This is a genomic window from Pseudomonas sp. Leaf434 (assembly GCF_001425545.1).
Taxonomy (GTDB): domain Bacteria; phylum Pseudomonadota; class Gammaproteobacteria; order Pseudomonadales; family Pseudomonadaceae; genus Aquipseudomonas; species Aquipseudomonas siliginis.
In genome coordinates, this window is record NZ_LMQZ01000001.1 from 1685712 (window position 1) to 1704516 (window position 18805).

Sequence of the window (18805 nt, forward strand, 5' to 3'; positions counted from 1 at the left end):
GTTGAGAGACCGACGTTTGATGTCTTGTTTCAAACCACTTGAATGCCGTTCTGCACCCACAAGTGGTGGCTCGGATCCTCCTGTGCCGTGTATTGAACATAGTCGATGCCGTCGGCCTGTTGCGTGCCATCGGCGACCCAGCCATCGGTCATGTGCACGCTGTCCCTGTCGTCACCCTTGATCAGCAGGGTGTTGTTGTCCGAAGAGGTAATCGCCAGCAGATCGCCGAGATTCAATGTCAGCGCAACCGCACTGGAATGGTTGAGGTCGAGGATTTCGACGTTGTGGATCTTGCTCTGCAGATCGCCGAGGTTGATCGACACATCGCCACCGGCCCAGAGCAGGGTGTCGGTGCCGCTGCCGCCGTCCACCGAGGTGAACTGCTGATCGGCGATGATCAGCGTGTCGTCGCCACCGCCACCTTGCAGCGTGACGGCGCCACCGTGCGAGCCGTCGAGGGTGTCGTTGCCTTCGGTGCCCTGGATCAGTTCGCTACCAGCGACATGGGCCAGACCGAGGTCATCGCTGGCCAGTGCCGAGAACGCGGTGCTGGCGAATGCGCCGGCATTGTTCAGGTCGATGGTCAGCGTCGCGGTATCGACCGTGCCGTTGGGGTGGGTGAGCTGATAGGTAAAAGTGTCTTCCTGACCGATCACTGCATCGGTCAGGCCGGCCTTGAGCGTGTAGGTGTAGTTGCCGTTGGCCTGGACCACCAGGGTGCCGTAATTGCCGACCAGCGAGACGCCGTTGTAACCCGGCGCGACGTAACTGCCGGCGACCAGCACGCTGAGCAAGGTGTAGACCGAGCCCAACACATCGGCGCCGCCGCCAGCGGTGTCGGTGAGCAGGTTGCCCGATACCGGTGTGTAGCTGCCGACCACGAACTGATTGTTGTAGGTCGCGACGTTGATCAGGCTGGTGTTGACGCTGGTCAGCAGGCCGAGGCCGCCCACTGCCACCCGCACCTGATAACTGCCGGCGGTCTGGTCGTCGAACTTGATCCCGTAGTTGCCGCCGCCGAGATTGACCAGGGCGTTGCCGCCGTAGCTCTTGACCAGCACGTACTGATTGGTGGCGGTGTTGAGCTTGTACAGGCCCACCGTCATCGAACCGAGCAGCGCCAGCAGGTTGCTCGAATTGACCACCACGGTCAGGTCACTGACGGTATCGGCCGCGACCACGGTGTTGTAGTTACCGCTGCCGCCGCCCAGCAGCACATTGAAGGTGCCGAGGGCAGAGTTGGTGGTGACTTCGCGGTTGATCAGGGTGACGTCAGTCGAGGCGACGTCTGGCGTGGCATCCACCACCAGCGCCGGGCTGCCAAGGTTGGCATCGTTCCACACTTCGCTGGCTTGCGGGCTGTCGATGCGCACGTACAGATTGGCGGTGTCGCTCAAACCGTTCGGGTGCACCAGTTGGTAGTTGAACACGTCGACTTTGCCGACGCTGCCGACACTGCCGTTCGGTTTGTAGCTGTAGTTGCCGTTAGCGTCGATGGTCAGCGTGCCGTACAACCCTTGCACCGTGGTGCCGGCCCCAGCGCTGACCCAGGCGCCGTTCTTGAAGATCTGCAATTGCGCGCCGTTGTCCGGGCCGGTCTGATCGGCCGTGCCATCGACGCCGACGTTGGTGATGACGTTGCCGGTCACCGCTGGCCCGGCAATGCCGTTGAACTGGGTCAGGCTGCTGACATCCAGTTGCAGCTGGGTATTGACCGTGGTCAGCACGCCGATACCGGTGCTCGAAACCGTCAGTCGATAATCGCCTGACAGCAAATTACCGATGTCGACCCGTACACCCTGGCCGGCGAGCGCGATCAGGTCAAGCAGACCGCCGCTGCCGTTGACATCCAGAGTGACCCAGTTGCCGCTGGCATCTTTCACTTGCAGGGTGTAGACCACGCCATCGATCAGCGAAATCAGACTGCTGGTGGTCAGCGTCAGGGTCGGATCAAGACGCGTGCCGCCGGCCACGGTGAAGGTGAAGGTTTTCGAGAACCCGGCCAGCAGTGTGGTGAACGAGTCGTTAAAGGTCTGCGACGCGGTGACCGGTGCCAGGGTGACGGTGCCGACGGCGAGGTTATCGCTGGCGACCACTGGCGCGTTGACGTCGACGTCCGGCGCAATGACGTTGGCGGCCACCGAAACGTTGCCGCGTGCGTCGCTGAGATTGACGGTGAGGTTTTCACCGTTGATCTGCGCACTGCTCAGGGTGACGTTAAACACGCCGAGGTTGTCGACCGTGCCAGTGCCCAGAACGCTGCCGCTGGCCGACTTGATGGTCACGGTTGCACCGGCTTCACCGGTACCGGTGACGGTCAGGCCATCGGCACCGACCAGCAGCGCCGTTGCCGCAGCGGGCGGTGTCAGGTCTGGCGCCGTCGCGGTCGCCGCTGCCGATACGTTGCCACTCGGATCGGCCTGGGTGACGCTGAGTACCTGGCTGTTGATCTGCGCTGAGGCTAGTGCCACGGAGAAACTGCCGTTAGCGGCGACGGTCGCGGTGCCGAGCACCGCACCACCGACGCCGAGCACGCTGATGGTCGAACCGGGCACGCCGACGCCGGTGAGCACGGTGCCGCTGCCATTGACGCTGACGCCAGTCGGCGCGCCAGGGGCGGTAATGTCCGGCGCCGTCAGGCTGGCATTGGGCGACAGATTGCCGGCCGGGTCGACCAGACGCACGGTCAACAGCTGCCCGTCGAGTTGCGCGGTGTTCAGGTTGAAGCTGAACGTACCGCCACTGCCCACGGTGGTGGTGCCGATCAGCGCGCCGCCGGGGCCGTAGACGTTGACCGTCGCACCGGCTTCGCCCGTACCGCTCAGGGTCAGACCGTTGGCAGCGAGCGTCAGACCGCTGGCCGCGATCGGCGCCTGTACGTCAGGGGCCGTCAGGTTGAAAACCGGCGACAGATTGCCCGTCGGGTCGGCCTGTTGGACGTTGAGCTGTTGGCCGTTCAGTTGCGCGCTGGACAGTTGCACGGTGAAGGTGCCGCCAGCATTGACCACGGCGGTGCCGAGCACGGTGCCCGCCGCGTTGGTCACGCTGACTGTGGCGCCGGCTTCACCCGTGCCGCTGACCGCCAGGCCGGTGCCGTTCAGGCTGACATTGCTCAGCGGCGCCGGCGCTGTGGTATCGGCGACGCTGAGGTTGGTAACCGGCGAAACGTTGCCCGCCGCATCACTCTGCGTGACGCTCAGTTGCTGGCCGTTGAGTTGCGCCGATGACAAGGTCACCGAGAACGAGCCATTGCCCGCCACCGTCGCCGTGCCCAGCACCGCGCCTCCCGCACCGCGAACAGTGACGGTCGCGCCGGCTTCACCGAGCCCGCCGAGCACCAGACCGGCACCGCTGAGGACCAGTGCTGTCGGAGCGGCCGGGGGAGTGATATCGGGCGCAGTTACGTTAAGACCGGATGAGGTGTTGTTGGCCGCATCGGTCTGTGTCGCATTGAGCACCTGACCGTTGACCTGCGGCGTATTGAGCTGTGCGCTGAAAGTGCCATTGGCGCCGACCGTCGCATTGCCCAGCACCACGCCGCCCGCGCCGGTGATGGTCACCGACGCGCCGACTTCGCCGCGACCGGTGACCAGTGTGCCGCTGGCATTGACCGCCAGATCGCTGAGTGGCGCCGGCGCCGAGGTGTCGCCTGCGGTGATTTCAGTCGGCAGCGAGGCACCCCCGAACGCAGTGTTGGCGGTGACTTCGAGGCTTTCGCCGTTGGTTTGCGCAGGCGTCAGCACCACGCTGAACGTGCCATCCCCGCCGGTGACGCCGGTGCCGATCAGGCTGTTGTCCGGCGCGTAGACATTGATGGTGGTGCCGATCGCCGCCGTGCCGGTCAGCGTCACGCCGTCGGCTGTCAGCACAAGATTGTCCGGCGCAGCCGGGGCTGGCACTGCCGGAACAGTCAGGTCGGCGTCTGCGGACACATTAGTCGCGACGTCTGTTTGATTCACCGTCAGCACCTGGCCGGCAGTGATGCCCGGATCCAGATCGATCAGGAACGTGCCGTTGGCGGCCACTGTGCCGGTGCCGACGATATTGCCCAGCGCATCGGTCACTTCGACACTCGCGCCGGCTTCGCCACGACCGGCGAGCTGGCTCAGATCGCCGCTGATGGTCAGACCGGTGACGGCATCTGGAGCGGTAGTATCAGCCGCCGGGTAGAGCAGCACTGGCGATGCGTTTTGCGCCTCATCCGTCGCGATCACTGACAACAACTGACCATTGGCCTGAGCCGGATTCAACGTGACTGTGTAGGTGCCGTCGCCCAATGCCACCGCTGTGCCGAGCACGGCGCCGGTGGCGGACAGCACAGTCACGGTGCTACCGGCTTCGGCGGTCCCGGCGAGCAAGGTGCCGGCGCCGGTCAGCGATGTCACCGTTGGTGCGATCGGTGCAGTGCTGTCCGGCGCGTCGACCAGAACGGGCTCGGACTGGTTGGTTTGTGCGTCGGCCTGCACGACCGACAGTGCGCGGCCATCGAGTTGCGCAGCCGACAACGTGACGCTGAAACTGCCATCTGCCGCCACCGTCGCTGTGCCGAGCACCACCGCGCCGTCAAGCACGGTGACGGTTGCGCCGGGTTCGCCGGTACCGGTGACGGTCAAGCCGTCCTGGCTGACGTTGAGGTCGGCCACCTCCAGTGGATCGGTGATATCGCCCGCTTGCACGGGCGCTGTCGGCGATGTGTTGGATGCCAGATCGGTCTGATTGACGCTCAACAGCTCACCGTTCACTTGCGGCGGGTTGAGGGTCACGCTGAACGAGCCATTGCCGGTCACGGTTGCCGAGCCCAGTACCGTGCCAGTCGCGCTGAGTACACGCACCGTGGCGCCGGCTTCACCGCTGCCGGTCAGTGTCAGGCCATCAGGCGTGAGAACGAGGTCGGTGGGCGCAGCGGGCAGGGTGATGTCCGGCGCAGTGACGGGCACGATCGGCGAAGGGTTGCCCGCCGCATCACGCTGGATCACCGACAAGGCTTCACCATTGAGCAGCGGCTGGTCGAGGGTGACGCTGAAACTGCCATCGGCCGCGACGGTGCCGGTGCCGACGATGGTGCCCACCGCGTTGGTGACGACTACCTGCGAGCCAGCCGCACCGGAGCCGGTGATGAGGCTGCCGCTGGCGTCGATCTCGACATCCGTCAGTGCGGCAGGAGGCGTGCTGTCAGGCGCCGTCAGGGTGCCGGCAGGCGAGGCATTGCCGGCTGCATCCGCCAACACCACGAACAGCGCTTGGCCATTGGTCTGTGTTGGGGTCACCGTGACCTCGAAACGGCCATCGCTGCCCACGGTGCCGGTGCCCAATTCGGTACCATCGGCCGACGTCACGCGGACAATGGCGCCGACTTCGCCGGTACCGGTGAGCAGACCGCCATCGGCATTCAGTTGCAGATCGGCCGGCGTCGCTGGCGGGGTCAGATCCGGGGCGGTGACCGTGACCGGGGCGCTGACGTTGCCGGGTGGATCGGCCTGCTGCACGCTGAGAATCTGTTCGTTGATCTGCGGCGGATTGAGGGTGACGCTGAAGGTGCCGTCGCCGAGTACCACGCTGGTGCCGAGCAAAGTGCCGTTGGCATCGCGCACGGTCACGGTCGCGCCGGGTTCGCCAGTACCAATGACCAGCGCGCCGGACGAGTTGATATCGACGTTGTCCAGTGGATCAGGCGGAGTGAAGTCCGGCGTGGTCAGGTTCACCGCAGGCGAGTCGTTGCCCGCCGCGTCGGCCTGGACCACGGTGATCACTTCGGCGTTGGTCAACGCCGGGTTCAGTGGCAGCGTGAAGGTACCGGTCGCGCTGACCACGGCGGTGCCAAGCACGTTGCCGTCACTGTCGATGACGCGCACCTGCGCGCCCGGTTCGCCGCGCCCGGTCAAGCTTGCGCCGTCGCCGCCGATGCTCAGTTGCGAAACGGCCGCTGGCGGTGTGCTGTCGACCGAAGTGAACGGCGTGGCTGCCGAGGTGTTGCCCGCTGCATCCGTCAGTGACACGGTCAGCGCCTGACCGTTGGCTTGTGGCGTAGTCAGGGTTATCGCAAACGTGCCGTCGATGCTCACGGTGCCGGTCCCGACCAGCGCTCCGGCAGCGTTGTACACGTTGACCGTGGTGCCGGCCTCACCGGTACCCGAGAGCAAGGTGCCGTCAGTGCTTGCCACCAGCGCAGCCGGCGCATTGGGCGCGAGCAGATCCGGGGCGATCAGGTTGACGCTGTTCGATTCGTTGCCGGCGGTGTCGGCCTGGCTCAGGCTCAAAGTCTGACCAGAGGTCTGTGCCGGGCTGAGGGTGACGCTGAACGTGCCATTGGCCGCCACCACGGCGCTGCCGAGAACCACTCCGCCCGTGCCGAGCACGGTCACCGTGGCGCCGGCTTCACCGCGCCCGGTCAGAGCCGTGCCGTTCGGTGCCAGGCTCAGCTCGCTGAGCGGCGTTGGCGCGGCGATATCGGCAGCGGTGTAGTCGGTCGGGGATGAATTGATACCGGTGCTCGACGTCGCCACGGCAGACAGCTGTTCGCCGTTGAGTTGCGCGGCGTTGAGGGTGACGCTGAAAGTGCCATTGGCCGCCACCAGCGCGCTGCCGAGCAACACGCCCGAGGCATTGCGAATGCTCACGGTGCTGCCGGCGGTGGCCGAGCCGGTCAGGGTCAGGCCGTCAGCGCTGAGGGCCAGATTGGTCGGTGCACTTTCCGCCAGATTGCCCGGTGCAGTCACCGGCGCCGCCGGTCCGGTGTTGCCGGCAGCATCGATCTGCACCACGGAAAGATTCGATCCAGCCACCGCCGCCGGGGACAACGTGACGCTGAAATTGCCATTGCTGGCAACGGTCGCAGTACCCAGCAAAACACCGCCGGCATCGCGAACTTCCACGCTGGCGCCGACCTCACCAATGCCGGTCAGGGTGGCACCATTGGCGCTCACCGCCAGATCGCTCGCTACCAACGGCGCCGTGCTATCGACCGCATTGACGATTGCCGGGGCCGACGGATTGCCTGCCGCGTCGGTGGCCGTCACGTTCAGTGCCTGGCCATTGGTTTGCGGGCTGTTGAGGGTAATCTGGAAAGTGCCGTTTGCGGCCGCCGTGGTGGTGCCGAGAAGATTGCCCTGACTGTCGCGCACGGTCACCGTGCTGCCGGCCTCGGCGTTGCCCGACAGTTGCACGCCGGCAGCATTGAGCGTCAATGCGCTCGGAATCGCCGGGGCGGTCAGATCCGCGGCGATGACTTCAACCGCCGTCGAAACGTTGCCCGGCGGATCTTCCTGAGTGACGGTCAGCACTTCGGCATTCAGTTGTGCTGCGTTGAGGGTGACAGTGAACGCGCCGCCACTGCCGACCTGCGCGGTGCCGAGCAAGGTGCCGTCGGCGCTGCGCACAGACACCGTGGCGCCTGGCTCGCCATGACCAGTGACGGTGACGCCGTCAGCATTCACCGCGACTTGGGTCAGTGCAGCTGGTGGGCTGATGTCGGGTGCGTTGACGCTGGTCGACGGCGAGACATTGCCGGCAGGGTCGGTCTGGCTGATCGCCAACGCCTCGCCGTTGGTCGGCGCTGGCGCCAGGGTCACGCTGAACGCGCCGTCCGCGCCAACCACGGCACTGCCGAGCAAGGTGCCGTTGGCGGTGGTGACATTGACCGTCGCGCCAGCTTCACCCGTGCCGCTGAGGGTGCTGCCATCGGCGCTGATCAGTGGATTCTGCACGGCGGCCGGCGGGGTGCCGTCGACGGTGATCACGCCAGTGGAAGTCGAGGCGTTACCATTGGCGTCGGTCAGAGTGACCTGCAGGGTTTCGCCGGTGTTCTGCGCATTGGGCAAGGTGACCTGGAAATTGCCGCTCTGATCGACTACGCCGGTCGCCAACACGTTACCGGCGGCATCGCGCACGGTCACGGTGCTGCCGGCTTCGCCCTGGCCTTTGACCACGGTGCCGACGTCATTGATGCTGACGCCAGTCGCTGCGGCGGGCGGTTGCAGATCGCTGGCAATGATGCCAGCGGGTTGCGACAGGTTGCCGGCGGCATCGCTCTGGATCGCGGTAAGCGCCTGGCCATTAAGTTGTGCCGGCGTCAGCGTCAGGCTGAACGTGCCATTGCTGGCGACCAGTGCAGTACCGAGCACGGTACCTGTGGCGTCGGTGACAGTGACCGTCGCCCCGGCCTCTCCGCGTCCTGTGAGTGTCGTGCCGTTGGCATTCAGCGCCAGATTGGTCACCGCGTCCGGCGCCGTGCCATCGATCGCCGTCACCGTGCCCGGAATCGACACGTCACCGTCGGGACTGGTGGCCGTCACCTGGAGGACTTGCGCATTGATCTGTTTGCTACTGAGCAACAGGGTGAAGCGGCCGAAGCTGTTGATCAGCCCGGAGCCGAGCACCGTGCCGCTGCTGCTGGTCACCGTCACGGTGCAACCGGGCGTACCGGCGCCGGTCAGGGTGAAACCATCGGCACTCAAAGCCAGATCGGTCGGGGTCGCGACCTGGGTACCGTCCAGTCCTGCCAGCGGCACAACGGGCGAATCATTGCCGCCGCCGTCAGTGCTGATGACTTCCAGATTGCCGCCGGGCTCGGCCGGTGGACTGAGGGTCACGACGAAGCGGCCGTCCTCACCCGCCGTTGCGGTACCCAGCACGAGAGCGCCGCCAGCGATGCTGACGGTGACCGTCGTGCCCGGTTCGGCAAGTCCCGACACTTGCGTGCCGGCCGGGTTGAGCGCCAGATCGCTGACCGCTGCCGGCGGGGTGCTGTCCGGCGCAGTGACGCTGCCGGGAAGCGAACTGTTGGCGCCGTCCGACACCACGACTTGCAAGGCTTCGCCATTGGTCTGCGCCGTATCGAGGTTGACCGTGAAGGCGCCCGTGCCGTCAGCGGTCGCGGTGCCGATGACGTTGCCGTCGGCATCCAGCACCTGCACCGTGTTATTGGGCTGCGTGGTGCCGGTGACCGTGGCACCCGCAGGATCGATGAGCAGACCGCTCGGTGCAGGTGGGGCGGTGATGTCCGGTGCCGTAACCGGCGTGGCCGGCGAGGGCAGGGCACTCGCATCGGTCTGGATCACACTCAGCACCTGACCGTCGAGCTGAGCCGGGCTCAGGTTGACGCTGAAATTGCCGTCGCTGGCGACCACCGTAGTGCCAAGCACCGTGCCGTCCGCTGCGCTGACGGTTACGGTGCTGCCGGCTTGCCCGGTGCCGGTCAATGTCACGCCGTTGCTGGCGAGTACGACGTTGTCAGGCGCCAGCGGCGCGGTGGTGTCCGCTGCGGTCAGCGGCGTGTTGGGGGAGACGTTCACGCCATCCGATTGGCTCACTTGCAGTTGTTGGCCATCGATCTGCGGGCTGTTCAGCGGCACTGTAAAGGCGCCGCTGCCGTCGACGATCGCGGTGCCCAACACATTGCCGGCCGAATCCTTGACCGACACCGTGGCACCGGACTCGCCTGTGCCACTCAGTTCAGTGCCGCCTGCATTCAGCGTCAGATTGGAAGGGGCAGTGGGGGCCTGGATATCCGGCGCTTCAACTGGAACTGCCGGGGAGCCAGTGGGCGAGCCATCGGTCTGCACAACGCTGAGGTTCTGGCCGTTGGTTTGTGGCGAGGACAGGGAGACTTCGAACCGGCCGTTGCTGCCGACCAAAGCTGTTCCCAGCACGGTCCCGTTGGTGTCAGTGACAGTAACGGTGGCGCCGATCTGACCCGCGCCGGAGACTACGGCGCCATTGGCAGAAATGCTCACATCGGTCACGGCGACCGGCGTGGTCAGATCGGGTGCGGTGACGTTGACCGGCGCCGAAGGATTGCCTTCCGCGTCGGTCTGGATCACTTGCAGTTGTTGCGCATCGTTCTGTGGTGTGGAAAGTGGAACGGTAAAATTGCCATCGGCATCCACCGTGCCCGTGCCGATGATGTTGCCGGCCGGATCGCGCACAGTGACCGACGCACCCAACTCACCCTTACCGGTGAGCGTCTGCCCCTGAGCGTCGAGCGCGAGATCGGAGACGGCCGTCGGCCCTTGGGTGTCAGGCGTCACGTAGTTCAGTGGTGCGGAAGTGTTGCCAGCGGCGTCGCTGGCACTGATCTGCAGTGTTTCGCCGTTGTTCTGCGGACTGCTCAGTTGCAGGCTGAACGTGCCGTCCGCCGCCACCACGGCCGTGCCGAGCACATTGCCGTTGGCGTCGCGCACCGTTACGGTCGAACCGACCTGGCCGCGTCCACTCAACTGCGTGCCATCGATGCTCACTGCGATGTCACTTGGTTGGGTCAGCCCGTCGAGGTCAACCGCGATGATAGTCGCTGCTGGCGAAGGGTTGCCGGCGGCGTCGGTGACCAGCACGCTCAGCGCTTCACCATCGATTTGCGCGGCATTGAGTTGCACAGTGAACGAGCCATCGGCTGCCACCTGCGCTGTGCCGAGCAGCGTACCTTGCGCATTGGTGACGCTGACTGTGCTGCCGGGTTCGCCACGGCCGGTCACCGAAAGGCCATCGCTGCTCACGGCCAGATCCGTTGCAGCAGCGGGGCCGGTGATGTCTGGTGCATTGAAGGTCACGGTCGGCGATTGCGCACCGGCGCTGTTGACCGCCACGATACTGAAGGTTTCACCGTTGGCCTGCGCACGAACCAGCGTCAGCAGGAAAGTGCCGTCAGCAGCCACCGCCGCACGCCCGAGCAGTTCGCCGTTGGCGGTACGGACTTCAATCGTGGTGCCGGCCCGGGCGGTGCCGGTGAGTTGACTGCCGTCGCTGCTCAAATCGAGATTGCCTGGCGTCGTCGGTTCGACGATCTCCGGCGCGCTGACCGTTGCGCCGGTCGAGATATTGCCAGCCGCATCGGTGGCATTCACGGTCAGCGGCTGGCCGCCGGTTTGCGCGGGGCTGAGGGCGACGCTGAAAGTGCCATCCGCCGCCACCACAGCGCTACCGAGTAGCGTGCCATCGGCGGCGCGCACCTGGATGGTCGAGCCGGCTTCACCGGTGCCGCCGAGTTGCGTGCCATCAGGGCTCACGCTGAGATTGCCTGGTGCGGTCGGCGCGGTGGTATCCGGCGCAGTGACCGTACCCGGCGTCGAAACGTTGCCCGCGGGGTCGGTGAGCGTGACGTCGAGCGGCTGGCCATTGTTCTGCGGCGTACCCAGGTCGACCTGGAAACTGCCATCGGCGCCAACGGTTCCGGAACCCAAAAGGTTGCCGGCTGCATCGCGTACCTGAACGACACTGCCAGCTTCGCCAAAACCACTCAGCACCCGGCCATCGGCCGACAAGGTTAATCCGGTCGCAGGCGCAGGAGGCGTCGCGTCTCCATCGCCACCACCACCACCGCCGCCGCCGCCACTTCCGCCGGCAGCGGCTGCCGCACCACCCGCGCCCAACAGGCCAAGCCCGGCAATCGCCCATGCCGGCGTCGCGCCATCCACCACACCGACGCCAGCGATCAGCTCGTCCAGCGAATTGATTTCGTCAAAGGTAAAGCCATTGAACGGCTCGGCGCTGTAGCGCGCCTGCCACAGCGTCGCGTCGTCACCCTGAAAGACAATGTCATTGGGCACGCCGTCAGGGCTGGTGACAAAGAAATTGGAGATTTTGATTTGCTCGCCAGACTTCAGATTGACAATCAAATCCTGACCGCTGCGACTGGTCGACGCCAATTGATCGGGCCGAACCGGCATTTGTACAACTGAAGGCTGATTGAGCTGAACATTGCCCCAGTTCTGGGCAGTGAGCTGAGAATTGGCTTTGTCGGCAATGACGATGTTGTCCATTACTACTCCCTGTAAATGGGTGGGGCGGACGTCCACGGATGGTTTTAAAACCATAGATAGGGAGTGTCAGATGGGGCTGCCTGATTTTTGACGAGCGTATGGATGGGCCATTTGCCCACGTTTATCTCTTTGAAAATCTGTTCTATTCAGGTCGTTACCGTTTGTCGGGACGTTGGATCCAAGCAGTTTTTGGGTGCAACAAAATGTGTCGTTTTCGACATTATCCAAAGACACCTCGGAATAAGTCCGGGCGGAATCGACGAGGGTGATGGCTAAGCGATATTGAATTTCTCAAAGCGCACGCCACCCTCCGCAGCTGCCTGTCTGCGAAGGTATTAATCAATAAGCGTAGAAGGGGGGGGAAGGCTTTGTATAAGAAATCCTGTTTTACCGTTTCAGCGGTTCTTTCTATCCCTCAGCAGTTAATGCGCTAGCTATCGATCGCCGAAGTGATCGGACGATATCCAGCGCAGACTGATCGCTAACACTGCCGGGGCACTGATCAAACATATGTGGCGCCCCAGGGTAGACATGCAGTTCGACGGCAGCCCCGGCGCGCGACAGACGCATGGCAAATGCAACGTCCTCTTCCAGGAACAGATCCAGCGCCCCGACGGCCATAAACGTCGGTGGCAAGTCACGCAGATCGTCTTGCAGGGCCGGCGAAAACCAGCCGATTGGCAGATCATCCAGCGCTTGGTCAGCGCGCAGGCAATCCCAACAGAACTGGTTGGCTTGCGCCGGCCAGCCAATCACTCCGGTCGTGCTGTTCTGGTGAGGCGAGGCCGGGCTGCCCGAACGGTAATCGAGCATCGGATACACCAGCACCTGGCTGGCGATGGAATATACGCCGCGATCCCGCGCCACAATTGCCAGCGCTGCTGCCAGACCTGCACCGGCACTGTGACCCATGACGATCACGTTGTCGGCGTCCATGTTGAGCGTTTGCCGGTGGGCGACAACCCAGCCGAGGGCGGTGTAGCAATCTTCCAGGGGAATAGGGAAGGGGTGCTCTGGCGCGAGACGGTAATCGACAGCGACGATGATCGCCTGAAGTTCTTCGGCGAGGTTAGCCAGATAGTCATCGGCCATTTCGGGGCAACCAAGGACGAAACCTCCACCGTGGATGTACAGGATCACCGCAAAATTACCGCCCGGTGCCCCGGCGGCGGGCCGGTAAAGACACAGGCGCAAATCCTCACCGTCGTGGGCCTTGGTCCATAGGCTTTCACCGCGCGCTTGTTCTCGGGATTTGAATGTCGCATGGACACGCTCCCTGATCGCGGGCAGCGTCTCCAACGTCCAGGCTTGTGCGCCGGGGGTTAAAAAGCTTTTGAAGTCGGGATCCAGCAGTTCATGTGCTTTCACGTTCTGCCTCCTGTTCTCGAATGAGCGAGCGCCTCTGATCGAAGCGCCGCCCACGGTGGAGTTACAGCCAGGCTTTGATCTGCGCGCAGACAGCCGGCGTCGAAATGCCGTAGCGATCATGCAGCGTCGGCAGGGCACCGGCGTCGAGGAAGGCGTCGGGCAACGCGATCTGTCTGAAGGTGGGCGTCACGCCATTGCGCAACAACAACCCGGCAACCGCCTCGCCCAAACCGCCGATGATCGAGCTGTTCTCGGCTGTGACCACCAGACGCCCGGATTTACGCGCTTCGGCGAGAATGGTTTGCTCATCCAGCGGCTTGATGGTCGGCACGTGCAACACGGCCACATCGATGCCGTCGGCCTGCAATTGCTTGGCCGCTTCCAGCGAACGCATGGTCATCAGCCCGGTGGAGATGATCAGCACGTCGTTGCCCGTGCGCAGAGTCTTGGCCTTGCCGATCTCGAATTGATAGCCGTACTCGTCCAGCACCAACGGCACATTGCCGCGCAGCAAACGCATGTAGACCGGGCCTTGGTGAGCGGCGATGGCCGGCACGGCCTGTTCGATTTCCAGTGCATCGCACGGGTCGACAATCATCAGATTGGGCATGGCGCGAAAAATAGCCAGATCATCGGTGGCCTGGTGGCTCGGCCCGTAACCCGTGGTGAGGCCGGGCAAACCGCAGACGATTTTGACGTTAAGGTTTTCCTCGGCGATGGCCATGCAGATGAAATCGTAAGCACGGCGCGAAGCGAACACCGCGTAGGTGGTGGCGAAGGGTACGAAACCCTCACGCGCCATGCCCGCCGCAGCGCTCATCAGCAACTGTTCGGCCATGCCCATTTGATAGAAACGCTCCGGATGCGCCTTGGCGAAAATGTGCAGGTCGGTGTACTTGGACAGGTCAGCCGAGAGACCGACGATGTCCGCGCGCTGGTCTGCCAGCGCTGCGAGCGCATGGCCGAACGGTGCCGAACGGGTCGCCTGGCCCTCGGAGGCAATCGAGGCAATCATCGCCGAGGTGGTCAGGCGCTTTTTCACCGGCGCGCCAGTAGCAGTCGAAGGCGCAGTGTTGGCGGCGTTGCTCATTGGTCTTTTCCTTCTGCAAGATTGCTCAGTGCCAGGTCCCATTCGTGTTCTTCGACGCGAATGAAGTGATTCTTTTCCCGGTTCTCCAGAAACGGCACGCCTTTGCCCATTTTCGTGTCGCAGATGATCACCCGCGGTTGATTGCCCGAATGCTGGCGTGCGGCATCGAAAGCAGTCACCAGTGCGTCAAGGTCATTGCCATCGACGCGCTGGGTAAACCAGCCAAAGGCTTGCCAGCGATCGACGATGGGTTCGAACGAGAGAATCTCGCTGGAGTAACCGTCGGCCTGCTGGTTGTTGACGTCGACGATGGCGATCAGATTGTCGAGCTGCCAGTGCGAAGCCGACATCACCGCTTCCCAGGTCGAGCCTTCATTGAGTTCGCCATCGGACAGCAGGTTGTAGACGAAAGATGACGAGCCTTTGCGCTTGAGGCCCAGGCAGGCACCGACCGCGATACCCAGGCCTTGACCCAGCGAGCCGCCGGTGATTTCCATCCCCGGGGTGTAGGCGGCCATGCCCGACATCGGCAGGCGGCTGTCATCCGAACCGTAGGTTTCCAGCTCGTCGAGCGGAATGATCTCGGCTTCGATCAGCGCTGCGTACAGCGCAATGGCGTAGTGGCCGATGGAGAGATAGAAGCGATCGCGCTGCTCCCATTCGGGATCTGCGGGGCGATGATTCATCGCATGAAAGTAAGACACCGCCAGCAGGTCAGCCGCGCCGAGGGCCTGGCCCACATAGCCCTGGCCCTGAACCTGACCCATGCGCAGTGCATGGCGGCGAATATTGTGCGCGCGCTGGGTCAGGCTCAGCGATGCAGCGTGTGCAAGATTAGTCGTCATGATGAAACTCCGTTGACTCAACGATTGACCAAAGCGGCGGGAATACGCAGGACCAGGCTCGCGCCGAGGAACAGCACCCCGGTGATGAGGTACATGCCGATGGCGCTGGAACCGGTCAGGGTAGTGATCCAGCCGATCAGATAGGGCGAGCAGAATCCGGCGAGGTTGGCGAAGCTGTTGACCGCCGCGATGCCGGCCGCCGCAGACACCCCGCCAAGCAGCGTGGTGGGCAGCATCCAGAACAACGAGGTGGCGGAGAGAATGCCGGAGGCGGCCAGGCACAGGCTGAGGATCGACAAGGTCGGGTTGCCGCCCATCATTGCTGCCAGGCTCAAGCCGATCGCACCGGCGATCATCGGCACGATCAGGTGCCAGCGGCGCTCGCGATGTTTGTCGCCACTGCGGCCGACCAGGAGCATGGCGGCGATGGCGCACAGGTAAGGCAGGCTGGTCAGGAACCCGATGTGCAGCGGGTCGGAAACCCCTGCGTTACGCACCAGTGTCGGCAGCCAAAAGGTGATCGCGTATTGGCCCATCACCACACAGAAGTAGATCGCCGCCAGCAGCCACAAGCGCCGGTCGCGGATGAACTCGCCGACCGAGGCATGGGTGACCTTTTGCTGGTCGTCTTCGGCCAGTTCGCGAGTGATCAGCGCTTTTTCCTCGTCATTGAGCCAGGTCGCCTGATGCACGCCGTCTTTCAGATAACTCAGTACCAGCAGGCCGACGAGCACGGTGGGCACCGCTTCCAAAACGAACATCCACTGCCAGCCGGCCCAGCCGTGCACACCGGCAAAGTGGTTCATGATCCAGCCCGAAAGCGGGCCACCGACCATGCCTGACAGCGGAATGGCGATAAACCACAACACCGTCATGCGCGCCCGCCGATAGGACGGAAACCAGTAGGTCAGGTAGAGCAGCAGGCCCGGCGCCAGACCGGCTTCGGCAATCCCGAGCAGGAAGCGCAGGGCATAGAACTGCCAGGCGGTTTCGACGAAGGCGAACAGCGCCGAGACGATGCCCCAGGTGATCATGATCCGCGCAATCCACACTCGCGCGCCGACCTTGTGCAGGATGATGTTGCTGGGCACTTCGCAAAGGAAATAGCCGATGAAAAACACCCCGGCGCCCAGTCCGTAGACTGTTTCGCTGAGGGCCAGATCGTTCATCATTTGCAGCTTGGCGAAACCGACGTTGACCCGGTCCAGATACGCGCACAGGTAGCACAGCATCAGGAACGGCATCAGGCGCCACGCCGTTTTGCGATAGGCAGAAGAACGCACGGTCGAAACCGCTTCGAGCGACAGGGTAGTCATGATGGTCTGATCTCTTGTTTTTATTGACCGCCAGGCCATCAGGCCCGGCTGCGTCATCGATCCAGAACCGCACGGGCCACGCAGGCCCGCCCAGAGTTACTCAGTGAATCAGCATGCCGCCGTTCACATCGAGGGTGATGCCGGTCAGATAAGCGGACAGGTCGCTGGCCAGAAACAGTGCAGCGTTGGCGACGTCCTGCGCTTGACCCAGGCGCCCCAGCGGAATGCCTTCGATGATGGCGTGGCGGCGTTCATCCTGCATCAGACCGCCGGTGATGTCGGTGTGAATCAGGCCCGGGGCGATGGAGTTGACGCGGATGTTGTCCGGCCCCAATTCCCGCGCCATGGCCTTGCCCAGCCCCAGCACACCGGCCTTGGCCGCGCTGTAATGCGGGCCGCCGAAGATGCCGCCGCCGCGCTGGGCAGACACCGACGACATGCAGACGATGCTGCCGGAAGACTGTTGGCGCATCAGCGGAATCACCGCCTGGGACATGAGCAAAGTGCCGCGCAGGCTGACGTCCAGCACCTTGTCGTAGTCCGAAGGACGAATATCCAGAGTCTTCAGTGGCTGGGTGATACCGGCGTTGTTGACGAGGATATCGATGCGCCCGAAGTGCTCGATGATGGCGGCGACGGCTTGCTGAACCTGCGCTTCGTCGGCCACGTTGGCCGCCAGGCCCAGATGACCTTCGCCCAGTGCTGCGGCGGCGTCACGTGCTGCGGATGCATCCAGATCGAGGATGACCACGCGAGCGCCGTGTTGCGCAAATGTGCTGGCGGTAGCGCGGCCAATGCCACGGGCAGATGCGGCACCGGTAATGATTGCGACTTTGCCTTGAAGAAGCATGGAGGATTCCCTCGAATTGTTTTTATTGGGTCGGTGTGTAAGTAACCGATGACTCAGCTTGTCCTCCGGGGCGAGCGTGAGCAATAACGCGGAAGTCACTCAATGCTGAAAAAAATTCAGCACTCGTCAGGCCGTTTCGCAAATGCTTGAATGAAACCGGTCCGTACATCACAAGAAATCACCACGGAGTCACCATGCGCTCTGACACTGAGGCATCGATCATCCTGCCACCGCTGAAAGCAATTCAGGCCTTCGAACAAACCGCGCGCTTCGGCAACGTCGCCAGAGCGGCGGAAGTGCTGGACCTGACACCCTCGGCAGTCAGCCATCAACTGGCGAAACTGGAAGGGATGATCGGCCGGCAATTATTCGTCCGTGCTGCCCGGGGCGTCTCGCTGACGCCGGTCGGCGAGCAATACCTCAAGGAAGTCTCCGGGATTCTGCACAGTCTCGCCGTTGCCACCGAGCGTGCGGCCAGCGATGTCAGCCTCGATTGCCTGCGCTTGCACTCATCGCCAAGCTTCGGCCTGCTCTGGCTGATGCCGCGCCTGGAAGCGTTTCGCGCCAGTCACCCGGACATTCAGATCAACCTGTCGTGCTCATATGAATCGCTGCACTTCAGTCGCGACAAGATCGATGTCGATATCCGCCACGGTCTGCCGAACTGGCCAAGCTATGAGGTGCGCACGGTCAGGAATGAGACGTTCGCGGTGCTGACCTCACCGAAACTGCTCGCGCAACGCCCGGTGCGCGGGGCGGCGGATCTGCTGGAGTGCGATCTGATTCTGTCGGAAGCCACCCTGCTCAAATGGCCGCAATGGTTTGCTCAGCATGGTCTGGCGCGTCCGGAACGGCCTTATGCATTGAGCTTCGATCGCTCGTACATGTCGCTGGAAGCGGCGAGTCATGGCTTGGGTTTCGCGCTGGAAAGCACATTGCTGGCGCAGAAGTATCTGGCCGCGGGCACGCTGGTTGAAGTCGCGCCTGAATCACTGAGTGCTGCGGTGGCGGCGCACCATTTGGTATTCCCCAAGGCGCACTCCAGCTTTCCACGGGTGAGGCGTTTTCTGGCGTGGATGGAGAGCGAATTGGGCCACGAGTTCGCGTATTGAGTGGGGATTAATTCTTTCAAACTCTCTGAACCGCTCAAGGTCAATCCATTATCGGTCTTGATCATTCACGCAAGAGCGCACTTTCCCGCGCGCTGCCGATCCGCGAAAAACCAAAGGCTGAGCAGGCTGTTGTTTTCTGTGTTCATCGTTTCTTTAGAAGGGGCTGATTTATGGTCATCACATATCTGGGATGGGGATCACTGATCTGTAAGCCGGGGAAGCGATGAGCACCCGCAGCCAGGCGCAGATTGCCGCGATCTTTGATCAGCTGTTGGCACTGCGAGAAAGCGTGGACATTCTTCAACACGTAGAGAGCAGTAGCGTCGAGTCGCTGCGTGGCCATCAGACCGTGGACGCTCCCGAGTCGCTGGATCTGGTGTTTCAAAAGCTGCATGAAGACATCGCCAGCATGGAGGAAACCTTGGCGACGATTGCCGAGGCTACCGGGGATGTGTCGAAGTTGTGAGGCGC

The 18805-nt window shown here is 63.4% G+C and carries 8 protein-coding genes; 2 read left to right on the top strand and 6 right to left on the bottom strand.

The window, feature by feature from the left end; all coding sequences use genetic code 11:
* Nucleotides 1-29: 29 nt before the first annotated feature.
* The 6 genes from ASG55_RS07520 to ASG55_RS07545 form a co-directional block, all read right to left on the bottom strand.
* Complete coding sequence (locus tag ASG55_RS07520) at nt 30-11753, bottom strand: BapA/Bap/LapF family large adhesin (protein ID WP_056785071.1); 11724 nt, start codon at nt 11751-11753, stop codon at nt 30-32.
* Nucleotides 11754-12161: 408 nt separating this feature from the next.
* On the bottom strand, nt 12162-13121 hold the full coding sequence (locus tag ASG55_RS07525) for an alpha/beta hydrolase (protein WP_056785072.1): 960 nt from the start codon (nt 13119-13121) through the stop codon (nt 12162-12164).
* A 61-nt stretch (nt 13122-13182) separates the two neighbouring features.
* Complete coding sequence (locus ASG55_RS07530) at nt 13183-14211, bottom strand: transketolase family protein (RefSeq protein ID WP_056785075.1); 1029 nt, start codon at nt 14209-14211, stop codon at nt 13183-13185.
* A complete protein-coding gene (locus ASG55_RS07535; RefSeq protein WP_056785078.1) occupies nt 14208-15056 on the bottom strand; it encodes a transketolase in 849 nt (282 codons plus the stop codon). The genes ASG55_RS07530 and ASG55_RS07535 overlap by 4 nt, the downstream gene beginning before the upstream one ends.
* Before the next feature lie 17 nt (nt 15057-15073).
* A complete protein-coding gene (locus ASG55_RS07540; RefSeq protein ID WP_041480451.1) occupies nt 15074-16372 on the bottom strand; it encodes an MFS transporter in 1299 nt (432 codons plus the stop codon).
* Between the two features lie 100 nt (nt 16373-16472).
* Nucleotides 16473-17222 (bottom strand): SDR family NAD(P)-dependent oxidoreductase, encoded by a 750-nt coding sequence (locus ASG55_RS07545; RefSeq protein ID WP_024012667.1) that lies wholly within the window; start codon nt 17220-17222, stop codon nt 16473-16475.
* A 194-nt stretch (nt 17223-17416) separates the two neighbouring features.
* Here ASG55_RS07545 and ASG55_RS07550 point away from each other — a divergent pair, with 194 nt between their 5' ends.
* Both ASG55_RS07550 and ASG55_RS07555 read left to right on the top strand, forming a co-directional pair.
* Entirely contained in the window at nt 17417-18334 is a 918-nt protein-coding gene (locus ASG55_RS07550; RefSeq protein ID WP_024012668.1) for a LysR substrate-binding domain-containing protein, read from the top strand.
* A 223-nt stretch (nt 18335-18557) separates the two neighbouring features.
* Nucleotides 18558-18800 carry a hypothetical protein gene (locus ASG55_RS07555; RefSeq protein ID WP_041480449.1) on the top strand — a complete coding sequence of 81 codons (243 nt, stop codon included), beginning with the start codon at nt 18558-18560 and terminating at the stop codon, nt 18798-18800.
* Nucleotides 18801-18805: the final 5 nt, after the last annotated feature.